Origin of the sequence: Streptomyces africanus (genome assembly GCF_030816955.1) — a bacterium.
GTDB classification, from domain to species: Bacteria; Actinomycetota; Actinomycetes; order Streptomycetales; family Streptomycetaceae; genus Streptomyces; species Streptomyces africanus.
In genome coordinates, this window is record NZ_JAUSYP010000001.1 from 5101181 (window position 1) to 5112733 (window position 11553).

Annotated in this window: 11 protein-coding genes; 6 read left to right on the plus strand and 5 right to left on the minus strand. The window is 65.7% G+C overall.

Translation table 11 applies throughout. The features are described from left to right. Positions 1 to 62: 62 nt before the first annotated feature. The 4 genes from QF034_RS23770 to QF034_RS23785 all read left to right on the plus strand — a co-directional run bounded on the left by QF034_RS23770 (position 63) and on the right by QF034_RS23785 (position 1995). Positions 63 to 521, plus strand: a complete 459-nt coding sequence (locus tag QF034_RS23770) for a TadE family protein (protein ID WP_307176858.1) — start codon at positions 63 to 65, stop codon at positions 519 to 521. Continuing rightward, positions 521 to 955: a TadE/TadG family type IV pilus assembly protein gene (locus QF034_RS23775; RefSeq protein WP_307176859.1), complete on the plus strand. Its 435-nt coding sequence runs from the start codon at positions 521 to 523 to the stop codon at positions 953 to 955. Before QF034_RS23770 ends, QF034_RS23775 begins: the two co-directional genes overlap by 1 nt. Then, positions 952 to 1422 carry a TadE/TadG family type IV pilus assembly protein gene (locus QF034_RS23780; protein WP_307176860.1) on the plus strand — a complete coding sequence of 157 codons (471 nt, stop codon included), beginning with the start codon at positions 952 to 954 and terminating at the stop codon, positions 1420 to 1422. The genes QF034_RS23775 and QF034_RS23780 overlap by 4 nt, the downstream gene beginning before the upstream one ends. Positions 1423 to 1767: 345 nt before the next feature. Further along, complete coding sequence (locus QF034_RS23785; RefSeq protein ID WP_307176861.1) at positions 1768 to 1995, plus strand: hypothetical protein; 228 nt, start codon at positions 1768 to 1770, stop codon at positions 1993 to 1995. 66 nt (positions 1996 to 2061) lie between these two features. Here QF034_RS23785 and QF034_RS23790 read toward each other — a convergent pair whose 3' ends face one another. Continuing rightward, positions 2062 to 2412 carry a hypothetical protein gene (locus tag QF034_RS23790; protein ID WP_307176862.1) on the minus strand — a complete coding sequence of 117 codons (351 nt, stop codon included), beginning with the start codon at positions 2410 to 2412 and terminating at the stop codon, positions 2062 to 2064. A gap of 180 nt (positions 2413 to 2592) precedes the next feature. Here QF034_RS23790 and QF034_RS23795 point away from each other — a divergent pair, with 180 nt between their 5' ends. Continuing rightward, complete coding sequence (locus QF034_RS23795) at positions 2593 to 7122, plus strand: DUF6531 domain-containing protein (RefSeq protein WP_307176863.1); 4530 nt, start codon at positions 2593 to 2595, stop codon at positions 7120 to 7122. Between the two features lie 9 nt (positions 7123 to 7131). After that, positions 7132 to 7608, plus strand: a complete 477-nt coding sequence (locus tag QF034_RS23800; RefSeq protein WP_086562524.1) for a hypothetical protein — start codon at positions 7132 to 7134, stop codon at positions 7606 to 7608. 17 nt (positions 7609 to 7625) lie between these two features. Here the strand turns inward: QF034_RS23800 and QF034_RS23805 are convergent, their stop codons facing one another. The 4 genes from QF034_RS23805 to QF034_RS23820 all read right to left on the minus strand — a co-directional run bounded on the left by QF034_RS23805 (position 7626) and on the right by QF034_RS23820 (position 11247). Continuing rightward, complete coding sequence (locus QF034_RS23805; RefSeq protein WP_370880962.1) at positions 7626 to 8705, minus strand: hypothetical protein; 1080 nt, start codon at positions 8703 to 8705, stop codon at positions 7626 to 7628. Further along, a complete protein-coding gene (locus tag QF034_RS23810; protein WP_307176865.1) occupies positions 8705 to 9379 on the minus strand; it encodes a hypothetical protein in 675 nt (224 codons plus the stop codon). Before QF034_RS23810 ends, QF034_RS23805 begins: the two co-directional genes overlap by 1 nt. Positions 9380 to 9505: 126 nt before the next feature. Next, entirely contained in the window at positions 9506 to 10600 is a 1095-nt protein-coding gene (locus tag QF034_RS23815; RefSeq protein WP_307176866.1) for a hypothetical protein, read from the minus strand. After that, positions 10591 to 11247 carry a hypothetical protein gene (locus QF034_RS23820; protein ID WP_307176867.1) on the minus strand — a complete coding sequence of 219 codons (657 nt, stop codon included), beginning with the start codon at positions 11245 to 11247 and terminating at the stop codon, positions 10591 to 10593. Before QF034_RS23820 ends, QF034_RS23815 begins: the two co-directional genes overlap by 10 nt. Between the last annotated feature and the right edge of the window lie 306 nt (positions 11248 to 11553).

Below are 11553 nucleotides of genomic sequence, written 5' to 3' on the forward strand. Positions count from 1 at the left end.
GGACGGTCGCAGGGACAGTCACAGGGACAGTCGTAGTCGTACGGACAACGGGATTCACGGGGATGCCGGCAGACGTGAGCAGACGGATACGCCGCAGGGTGCGGGCCGCGCGGAGAGCGGCGGCCGCCCGCGGTGACTCCGGCATGACCGCGATCGAGTTCGTGCTGCTCACTCCCGTGCTGTTCTTCATGATCTTCGCGACCGTGCAGTTCGCCCTGTACTTCTTCGCGGACCACGTCGCCCAGGCGGCGGCCCAGGCGGGAGCGCGCAAGGCGCGCGCCACGGCCGACGAACAGCCGGGCGCCTGGCGGGGCGAGGCCCGGGACGTGGTGGACAGCTACATCCAGCAGCTGGGCCCGCAACTGGTGCTGGGGCCGGACGTGAAGATGCTCCAGCCGGACCAGAACACGGTCGGTGTGGAGATCGCGGCCCGCGTGCCGACGGTGTTCCCGGGCCTGGACCTGACGGTGCACGCGCAATCAGCCGGCCCGGTGGAGCGTTTCGTACAGGAGGAGAACTGATGACTCTCTCTCCTCCCGTTTCCTGGAAGGACAGCCGGCGGGCGGACGACCGGGGCCTGTCCACGATCGAGGTCGTGATCCTCGCCCCGGTGATGATCCTGTTCATCCTCGTCCTGGTGGCCTTCGGCCAGCTCGTCGACGGCCGCGGAGCGCTCGACGGAGCGGCCCGGGACGCGGCCCGCGCGGGCTCGATCCAGAAGAACCACGCCACCGCCATGGCCGAGGCCAAGAAGGCCGCCGAGGCCAACCTGGGGGACGTCTGCTCCGGCCCCGTGTCGGTCGTCCAGACCAGCCAGGGCTTCGAGCCCGACACCATCTTCACGGTCGAGGTGAGCTGCCAGGTGCGGGGCCTCGCCATGCTCGGCCTCGACGTCCCGACGACGCTGTCGGCGAGCTTCAGCTCCCCGCTCGACCCGTTCCGGAGGTCGGCGTGAGACACCTCCCGACTTACGGTCGGTCGTGGTGGGCGGCCCGTCGCGCCCACCTGGACGACCGGGGCTCCGGCGCCGGCGCGGTCATCATCTTCGCGCTGGTCTTCCTCTCCCTCTCCGCGTTCGTGATCGACGGCGGCCTGTCCATCTCCAAGCGGGAACGGGCGGCCGACATCGCGGAACAGGCGGCCCGCTACGCCGCCCAGGACATCGACCGCGAAGCCCTCTACGACAACGAGGGCGGCCCCGCCCCGATCAACTACGAGAACTGCAACGCCCGCGTGAAGACCTTCGCCCGCGAGATGGACATGACGGGCGCGGACATCGCAGGGACCCACTGCGTGGCGGCGGACGCCCAGCAGGTGCAGGTCGAGGTGCAGCTCACCTACTCCCCGGTCTTCACGGGGATGTTCTACGGCGGCGACGTGGTGGTCCACGGGCAGGCGGTGGCGGAGAACGAGGTGGGCTGAGGCCGCCCGCCGCCGGCCGCCCGTCGGTGAACCGGTGACCCGGTGACCCGGTGATCCGGAACATTCGAGGGATCTGCACACGGTTCACCGCGAGGTCGTGAGAAACCACGGCGGGTGCCGAACACTCCTCACTCACCCCGCCGTGCATTGCACTCCGGTACCGCAACGTGGCAGAACCTGTGAAGACGACGGGTATTGAAGTGACCGAATGGTCACACCCATGAATTGGGGTGCCGAAATCCGTCTCACCCCCATAACCACTGACTGGCCGACCCTTCCCCTGACGTGCTTTGATCGGTCGCACTCCAGCACTTCGAATAAATGAAACGAAGGGAACCGCCTTCCATGGCCTTCACCCCGCAGATCGAGACCGCCCACATGTCCGACGCCGAGCTGGACACCATCGCCGGCGGCCAGGCGGGCGGCACCGCGGGTGCCGGCGCCGCGGCCGGTCTCTACGTCGAGACGACGGCCGCCGGTGTCACCACCGGTGTCGGCGGCGGCGTGGGCCTCGCCGTCTCGCCCGCGGGCATCGCGGCGGACCTGCACCTCAACTCCGCGGTCGCTTCCTGACCCCAGGCACACGAAAGGCCCCGGATCTCCGCATCCGGGGCCTTTTCACATCAGCGGGTCACGGCCTTACTTACCCCCGCCCCCTTTACCGCCTTTCCCTCCCCGCTTGTCCTCCGTCTTCATGGCATCGTTGACCTGCTTGGCGAGCTCGTCATCAAGCTTCTTGAACTCACGGACGACGGCATCGGACATACTCGCCAGCGCATCGAGCTGCTGCGTGATGTCCTCGCGCCCGTCCTCCCAGTTGGACTCGAAATCCCCGAGCGCGTCATTGACGCTGCCGTCACCGATGTCGTCCTTGTAGGACTCGAAGAGCTTCTTGGTGTGATTCAGCCGGGTCTTGATGGAACGCAGCCGGCGCCCGTAGCTCTCCAACTCGGTCAGCGGGAGTGCGAGGTCGCTCTTGCCGTTGCCCATGTGGCAGCCCCCCAATGTCCAACGCCCTGAACCAACCAGCACCGTACCCCGAGCCGATCTTTTCGTCGAACGGTTGTGCCCTGTAAGTTCACGTGTGCATACGGTTGTTGGCGTTGGTGTGCGCGTGACGGGGGTTGCGGTATGGCGGGGCACAGGCCTGCGGACTGGCATGTCCTGGACTTGGACAAGGATCCGACGCCTGGTGATCCGCAGCGGGTGCGCACGCTTGCGAAGCAGTTGCATGACTTCGCCGATGACGTCTCCGAGGCGCTGCGTCTGGTCAAGGGCATGGCGGGGGAGGGCACGCTCCTGGAGTGGGCGGGTAAGTCGGCGGATGTGTTCAAGGAGGACTTCGCCGACGTCCCGAAGAACCTCAAGAAGCTGAAGAAGTCCTACGAGATGTGCGGGGACGCGCTGGCGGACTTCTGGCCGAAGCTGGAGCGGGCGCAGTCGCTGGCGGACAAGGCTCTGGTCAAGGGCCGTGAGGCGCGGGACAACCTCTCCTCCGCCCAGTCCCGTCTCACCTCGGCCGACTCGTGGGTGACGCGGGCCGGCAAGGAGGCGGACAAGTACAAGGACGACCCGACCGGCAGGAAGTCCGACGCGGACAAGCCGGACGAGGCCAAGGTCCGGGCGGCGACCCGGGATGTGCAGCACGCCAAGTCGGCCCAGTCCAAGGCGCAGTCGGACGTGTCCGATGCCCAGGACGCTCTCGCCGCGGCGAAGAAGATGGCCGAGGACGCGCGCAAGATGCGTGAGGAGGCCGCGCGGGAGGCGAAGTCGAAGATCGACGAGGCCTCGGACGCCGGCATTCAGAACCGGTCGTGGTGGGAGGAGGTCGGCGACTGGTTCGTCGACAACTGGGACACGATCGTCGCGGTCTGCAAAGTCGTCGTGACTGTCCTCGGGATCGTCGCGATGATCATCGGTGGGCCGATCCTGGGCGCGATCGTGCTGATCGCGGCAGCGGTCGTCCTCGCTGACACCCTCTATAAGTACTCCAAAGGCCAGGCGTCCCTATGGGATGTGGGATTTGCTGCGTTGGATTGCATACCGGGCATGAAGGGATTGACCACCCTCGGCGGCCTCGCCAAAGGCATGAAGGGCCTTGCCAAGGTCGGCCTCAGGGGGATGGCCAAGGGGCTCGGCAGTAACCTGCGCAAGAGCGCCCTGAGCATGTTGAAGCGCACGTGCAAGAACGATCCGATCGACGTCGCGACCGGTGAGATGGTCATGTCCGAGGACGACGTCTTCCTGCCGGGTGTGCTTCCGTTGATTCTCAGGCGGCACTACGTGACGGATCAGCTCGCCGGCCGCTGGTTCGGGCGTTCATGGACCTCGACGTTGGACCAGCGGTTGATTCTGGAACAGTTCGGCGTCCGTCTTGTCACCGAGGACGGCATGGTCCTCGAATATCCGGCTCCTGAACGTGACTTGGCGGTCATGCCGGTCGAGGGGCCGCGCTGGGAGCTTTCCTGGGACGGTACCGCGGCCAGTCCAATGGTTGTCCATCAGCCGGAGATCGGCCAGGAACTGCACTTTGCTCAGGTCACCCCGCACCGGCCGGCAGAACTGTCCCTCGTCGCCATGACAGACCGTCACGGAAACTCGATCGAAGTTTCCTACGACGAGCAGGGCATCCCCCTGCATGTCTCGCACAGCGGTGGGCACCGCATCGACGTCTCCGTCGTGTCGGGCCGGATCACCAAGTTCTCCCTTGCGAGTGCGCCCGATACTCCGACGCTGTGCCGATACGGGTATGACGGGAAGGGGCGACTCACGCACATCCGTGACGCCTCCGGTCACGCGGAGAAGCTCTTCTATGACGACGAGAACCGCATCAGCGGCTGGGAAGACCGCATCGGTACGGTGTTCCGCTACACATACGACGCCCAGGGCCGCTGCTTGCGGACGACCGGCCCGGATGGCCTGCTCAACAGTACGTTCCAGTACGACAACGTGGCCGGTCGGACTGTGTACACCGACTCGCTCGGGCACTCGACCACGTACGAGCTGAACGATCACCTTCAAGTGGTCCGGGAGATCGACCCCTTGGGTGTAACGACTGTGCGTGAGTGGGACAGGTACGACCGACTACTGTCCGAGACCGACCCCTTGGGTCGCACCACCTGCTACACCTACGACGACCGAGGCGACCTCATCGAGGTACGCCTGCCCGACAACTCCACCGTGCGGGCCGAGTACGACGAGGAGCGTCGGCCCATCATCCTTGTCGAAGCTGACGGTGCCCGCTGGCAACACAGCTACGACGAGCGGGGCCGTCTGTCACGGATGGTGAATCCGATCGGAGCCACGACGCGCTTCTCGTACGACGACAGGGGCGCAAGGTCACTGATCACCGATCCACTGGGTGCTTCGTACCGGATTGTCAACGACGCGGCCGGCCTTCCTCACACGATCACCGATGCCCTCGGCCACACCACACGCTATGAACGGAACGCGCTGGGACAGGTGGTCCGCATCATCGATGCCAACGGGGCGGTCACCTCTCTCGCGTGGACGCCGGAGGGCAGGCTGCTGGAACGCCGGCTGGCAGATGGCTCGGCCGAGTTCTGGCATCACGATGCGGCAGGCAACCCAGTCTCCTTCACCAGCGCGGCAGGCACCGTCACGCGCTACGAGCAGGGGCCCTTCGGACTCCCCGTCGCCGTGACGTGCCCGGACGGATCACGCATCGAGTACGCCTACGACACGGAGCTTCGGCTCACGGGTGTCACCAACGCCCTCGGCCACACTTGGTCGTACAGCTATGACGCGGCCGGCCGTCTGCTGCGCGAACGTGATTTCAGCGGCAGCGAGACGACGTACGGGTACGACGCGGCAGGGCAACCTGTCGAGCGGATCAACGGCGCTGGGCAGCGGCTCGTCTGTGCCTTCGACTCACGCGGGAACCTCCTAAGCCAGGCGACGGACGACGGAGTGATTCGCTATCGATACGATCGGGTCGGCCGCCTCGTGGAGGCAGCAGGCCCGGACGCCGTCATCAGCTACGTGCGGGACGGACTCGGCGCAGTTGTCCGGGAGACGTGCAACGGCCGGTCGCTGGAACTCGACTACGACCTCATGGGGCGCCGAATACGCCGCCGCACCCCTTCGGGGGCCGTGACCGCATGGGAGTACGACGCGGGCCACCGGCTGACAGCGCTGCACACCCAGGGCATCAGCGTTCAGCTCGCCTACGATCCCATGGGTCGCGAGACCGAACGCAGGCTGGGTGCGGGAGCCTTGCTCAGCCAGTCGTGGGACGCCGTCGGCCGGACCACACGTCAGATCCTGTACTCCACTGGACGTACTCCCGGCAGCCAAGGCAGGGCCGTCGAGGTCTGGAGGCGAACCTACGGCTACCGTCCCGACAACTTCCTGACGGACAACGACGACACCGTCCAGGGTAATCACCGGGTCACCTTGGATACCCAGGGCAGGGTTCTCACCGCGAACTCTCCGCGCCGGCAGGAGCGCTACGCGTATGACGCCGTCGGCAACCTCGCGAACAGCCAAGGAGTCCCCGAACCGGGAGGCCAAGAAGGCGCGCCTTCCGTGGTCAGGGACTACGAGGGACTGCTGCTGCGCCGCAGCGGGCGCAGCCGTTACGCATACGACGGTCAAGGCCGAGTCGTGTCCGTCACGCGGCGCCTGCTGTCTGGCGGGTCCCGGACGTGGCGGTACCGCTGGGATGCCTTCGACCGCCTGACCGATGTCGTCACTCCTGACGACCGCCGCTGGCACTACCTCTACGACCCCCATGGTCGCCGCATCGCCAAGCAACTGTTGGCGCAGGACGGTACGGTCATCGAGCAGACCGACTTCGCCTGGGAGGGGACCCGCCTCGCGGAACGGATCCAACCGCAGGGCAACGGCGCGTCCAGGGCGACCACATGGCACTGGCAGCCGGGTGAGCATCGGCCACTGGCGCAGACCGAGCGGGTGTTCGCGGGGTCCGACGGGCGCGCGGAGGGCCAGGAGGAGATCGACGCCAGGTTCTACGCCATCGTCACCGATCTGGTCGGCACACCGACCGAACTCGTCGATGGTGACGGAAGCGTTCACTGGAGGCGCTGTACCTCGGTCTGGGGGGTACCGTTCGAGACCGCCGAAGAAGAACCGGCGTGTCCGCTGGGCTTTCCCGGCCAGTATCACGACCTCGAGTCCGGGTTGGATTACAACGTCCGGCGCTACTACGACGCGGAGAACGCCCGATACATATCACCGGACCCACTCGGACTGGACGCGGCTCCCAACAACTATTCCTATGTCCCCAATCCGTTCACCTGGAGTGACCCCTTCGGTCTGGTCTGTACAGACCTTGGTGGCTGGTACGGGAGGCTTTCGCCCGCGCGTAAGGGCAATGAGATCAACCACATACCCGCCAAGGCGGCTTACGCCCACCTCAGCCTGACCGACCATATGGGTCCTGCCATTCGAATGGAGCGGCGTGATCACCGGCTCGTCTCGAGCACTGACTCGCGTGGATACTCGGCCACCCCATGGCGCAACGCGCAGCGTGATCTGATCGATCAGGGGAAGTTCGACGAGGCCATGAAGATGGACATCGACGACATACGAGCGCGTTTCGGAACGAAGTATGACCAGCACATAGCCGATATGGTCGCCAGCTTGAAGGACAACGCCGGTCTGCAGAAGATGCTGTCCGATAACGGCTGGACGATCAATTACGACCTGCTGAAGTGAGGCAAGACAATGGAAATCATCCTGGACCCTCCGAACGGCGTTCCGCCGGTGGCCATGGGGATGCCGTTCGAGGAGGCCGTCGCTGCTGCTGCTTCCTGGGGTGAAGTACGCGTGATGGGGCCGTTCGATCACAATCCGACAGTGCAGATTCAGGCCATGGGGGACGACTTCGACGTCGTCGTCATCCTCAAGGACCAGAAAACGGTCAACGCCGTCGACGTCTCGGCTCCCGAGGAGGAAGACTCAGACCTGCGTGTCATGTGGCGCGGATTCGACGTCTTCCGGACTCCTGCTCGTCAGTTGCTCCAGGCGTTCTCCGAGGCGGGATACCGCATCGACGACTCCAACCCCGAAGAACCCGTCGTGCTGGACCTGACGATCGCCTTCAACCGCTGGACGTCACAGGAGGTCCCTGTGGACCCCGAAGACGGCCTGCCTCTGTATTTCACTGCGGCGCTGGTCTCAAACGAGAACCCGTCCGTCTGACCGCCCGGCGGTCACTCTCAGCGGTTGATCGACTGGATCTCCTGGACGTTCATGTCCTGGGTGGTCTCGAAGGTGCCGTCGGGCAGGTCGCCGCCGGTGCCGTCGGAGCCCTCCCAAGTGATCTGCCAGGTGACGCTGGCGGAGAGTTGGTACGGGGTGCCGTTCGTGGCGCGGAGGTAGCGGATGCCGCAGGGCGGGGTCTTGTCGGCGTCGCCCTTGGTGTAGGGGGTGCCGATGGAGCCGTCCTCGTTGATCTCGCAGTTGCCGGAGGCGGGGAAGGTCTCGGCGTCCTCGGTGCCGGGCTCAAGGTGGAGGGCGACCGGCTTGGCCGTCGTCTCGGCCCACAGGCCCGTGTTGGGGAGTTCGGCGCGGACCTTGACGTCCTTGAAGGTGCCCTTGTCCAGCCAGACCCAGGTCGGCAGGTTGACCGTGGACTTGGCCTCCGGCTTCAGGTCGATCTCCGTGTCCGGGACCTTGACCTTGTTGTAGGCGTACTCGGCGAGCGTCTTCGGAGTGGGCGTGTTCGGATCGTCCGGGACCTTTCCGGCGTCCACCCAGAACATGATGCGGCCGCAGTCCCAGGACTCCGAGTCGTTGGGGTCGGGTGCGACACCGCGCCAGAAGTAGCCGTCCTTGCTGAGGTTGTAGTTCTTGTAGCCCTCGGCGGTGCTGTTCGTCGGCGCGTGCATGTCGAAGTTGTCCGCCGGCTTGCCGTCTCGGTAGTGGTCGGTCCAGAGCCCCTTGCCCCACCAGGACTCGTGGATGCCGACGTCACCGCCGCTGTCCGTGTCCACGAAGTGCTTCAACTGCTCAGGAGTGAAGGCGGGCTCGTACCAACAGGCAGGCGGCTTCCAGTTGGGATCGACCGTGCCGAGGTTGCCCTGCTTGCCGTCGCCGCCCCCACCGCTCGGATACGTGAGCTTGATGTTGGAGACGGAAGCCGACAGGGTGCCGTTGCTACCGGCATTCCCGGTGGTGTTGCCACCGGACGGCTTCTTGTCGTTTCCCACGCCGATGGCATGAGCCGATGTAGTGGAGAGGGCGGCCGCAAGAGCCGTCGCAACGATCGTGGACAGGGCCTCCTTGCGCCACGTCATCAGGAGCAACCGCCCCTCTTCGAGTTCGTGGACACGGTCTGCCACACGCCCTGCTCGCTCTTCTGCATCGTGACGACATAGGCGACTTGGGGGTCAGTCCCTGCAGGGTTACCGACGACCTCGCCCGTCTTGCGGTTCTTGGTCTGTGCCTTGCTCTCGTCCGTGCAGTACCTGAGTTGGGCCTTGGTCTTCTTCGCGAAGAGTGTGGCCTGAGGATCGAAGACAGGAAGCTCGCCGATGACGGTGACGTTCTTGCCTGTATAGGACTTGATCCACTCACGATCCTGGGAGAGACCAGCTTCCGTGTCGTAGAAGGCGAGGGCGTCACCGCCGGCGGGCTTGTTCTCGATGATCGCCGCGTAGCCGGCTCGGAGCTGTTCCTTGCCGTCGTTGAGTACGGCCTGCTCGTCGGGGTCGCTGCTCGTCCAGTTCTCAAAGGTCAGCCGGAAGCTGCTCGGGAGGGTGATCTTAGGGCGCTTGGGGCCGGACGGCGTCGACGTGGATGCCGAAGCCGACGGGCTCGACCCTGCATCCGCGCCCTTGATGTCGTCCGACGAGTCGTCGCCGCCTCCGCCGCATGCGGTGAGCAGCAGTGCCGTTGTAGCGGTGAGCGTGGCGGCTGTCGTTTTCAGAGCGCGGCGGGCCACTGGCCTTCTCCCCCGGGGTTCGATCATCGTCCGATGTGTGCGGCAGAGAACGAAGCTATCAGGGGCGGGTAATGGCCCCTTGAGAGGCAGTGGTGGATTGTGTGGGGACCGTGAGGAGTGTGGCGTGGCGGTTGCGAACGACTGGGCGTCGCGTCAGCGGTTGATCGACTGGATCTCCTGGACGTTCATGTCCTGGGTCGTTTCGAACGTGCCGTCCGGGAGGTCACCGTTCGCGCCGCCCGTGCCCTCCCATGAGATCTGCCAGGTGATGCTGGCCTTCAACTGGTACGGGGTGCCGTTCGTGGCGCGGAGGTAGCGGATGCCGCAGGGCGGGGTCTTGTCGGCGTCGCCCTTGGTGTAGGGGGTGCCGATGGAGCCGTCCTCGTTGATCTCGCAGTTGCCGGAGGCCGGGAAGGTCTCGGCGTCCTCGGTGCCGGGCTCAAGGTGGAGGGCGATCGGCTTGGCCGTCGTCTCGGCCCACAGGCCCGTGTTGGGGAGTTCGGCGCGGACCTTGACGTCCTTGAAGGTGCCCTTGTCCAGCCAGACCCAGGTCGGCAGGTTCACCGTGGATCTGGCCGCCGGCTTCAGGTCGATCTCCGTGTCCGGGACCTTGACCTTGTCGTAGGCGTACTCGGCGAGCGTTTCGGCCGTGGGGGCGTTCGGTACGTCGGGGATCTCGCCGGCGTTCTGCCAGAACATGACGCGTTCGCAGCCGTACGAGTCCGGGTCCTCCAGGTCGCGGGCTACCCCCCGCCAGAAGTAACCCTCCTTGCCGAGGTTGTAGTTGTCGTAGCCCTTGCGGGTGATGAGGGAGCCGTCCTCGTAGTTGTAGGCGTCCTTGCCGTCCCGGTAGTGATCCGTCCACAGCTTCTGGCCGCCCCAGGACGCGTGGGGGCTGACATGCCCGAGGGCGAGCCCCGTCTCCGAGAACTTCTTGAGCTGCTCCGGCGTGTAGACGGGCTCGTACCAGCAGGGCGGCGGCTCCCAGGTCACGTCCGTCGACGAGAGGGTGCCCTGCTTGCCGCCGGTAGGGCCACTGACCTGACTGACCTTGATCCGGGAGGACGTGACGGCGGCGGAGAGTTCCTGGTCGTTCGCGTTGCCCGACGGGCTCGAACCAGGCGAAGGACTGGTCGTGTTCCCGGTGAGGTCGTTTGCGTGAGCGGCTCCGGCAGCCCACAGAACCGCCGCCGTGGCCACTGCGGCACCCTGAAGCGCCGTCCGTCGTGAAGGCACCGTCACCGGCATTCCTTCGCCTTGCCGATGACCTCGATGTTCGCAGCGCGCCAGACTTCGGAGTCGCCGGACGGGGGCGCCATGAGCAGCCTGAACTTCTGGTAGCTGTCCAGGTTCTCGTCCGTGTAGTGGACCTTTCCGGTCTTGGTCTCCTTGCTGAAGGACTTGGCCTGGTTCCGGCAGAACGAGACGAGGACGCCCTTGCCGTCACTCATGGTGGTGACTTCGTCGTCGTAGTACTTGTCCGTCCCGTAGACGGTGTATCCGCCCTTCACCCACGCCTCGATCTGCGACTTGGCGTACTGGGCGGCCTGGGCCGCCGAATAGAACCGGTACGCCGGATCGTTCGGATCCTGCGCGGCGATGCCGTGCTTCAGCGCGCGGATGTAGTTCTCGGCGTCGGCGAGCGCTGCCGCATGCTTCGCATCGGACGGCTCGTCGAAGTCGAAGACCAGCTTCAGATCCTTCGGCACGCTGACGTCCGGACGGTCGGCGCCCGCAGAGCCGGACGCGGAGGCCGACGGGCTGCTCGACCCGCTGTCCGCCCCCTTGATGTCGTCCGGCGACTTGTCGTCTCCGCCTCCGCCGCATGCGGTGAGCAGCAGCGCCGCCGTTGCGGCGAACGCGGCAGCTGTGGTGGTCAGAGCGCGGCGGGCCACGATTTCTCCCCCGAGGTTCGGCGTGTGCGACAGGGAACGAAGCTATCAGGGGCTGTTTGGGCCCCGTAGGTGACCATGGGGGATTGTGTGGAGCGTGTGAGGAGTGTGCGTGGCAGTCGCGAAGGGGGCTCGCGGCCCCTCGGTTGCCGGGTCAACCGCATGCGGTCTGCGGGGCAAATCGGACGTCAACGCCGTTCGTTCCCCGTGCCCTTCGACGACCTCAATAAGAGTCCATAAGATCTCTGTAGGCTCAGCACACCTCTCGGCCCCCAGTTCGTCTCACCGCACTCACACACGACCCCAGGA

Coding starts and splice junctions, on each gene's coding strand:
- QF034_RS23810 (WP_307176865.1), bottom strand. CDS start 9,379: ATGATCGAACCCCGGGGGAGAAGGCCAGTGGCCCGCCGCGCTCTGAAA.
- QF034_RS23815 (WP_307176866.1), bottom strand. CDS start 10,600: ATGCCGGTGACGGTGCCTTCACGACGGACGGCGCTTCAGGGTGCCGCA.
- QF034_RS23775 (WP_307176859.1), top strand. CDS start 521: ATGACTCTCTCTCCTCCCGTTTCCTGGAAGGACAGCCGGCGGGCGGAC.
- QF034_RS23790 (WP_307176862.1), bottom strand. CDS start 2,412: ATGGGCAACGGCAAGAGCGACCTCGCACTCCCGCTGACCGAGTTGGAG.
- QF034_RS23770 (WP_307176858.1), top strand. CDS start 63: ATGCCGGCAGACGTGAGCAGACGGATACGCCGCAGGGTGCGGGCCGCG.
- QF034_RS23805 (WP_370880962.1), bottom strand. CDS start 8,705: ATGACGTGGCGCAAGGAGGCCCTGTCCACGATCGTTGCGACGGCTCTT.
- QF034_RS23785 (WP_307176861.1), top strand. CDS start 1,768: ATGGCCTTCACCCCGCAGATCGAGACCGCCCACATGTCCGACGCCGAG.
- QF034_RS23800 (WP_086562524.1), top strand. CDS start 7,132: ATGGAAATCATCCTGGACCCTCCGAACGGCGTTCCGCCGGTGGCCATG.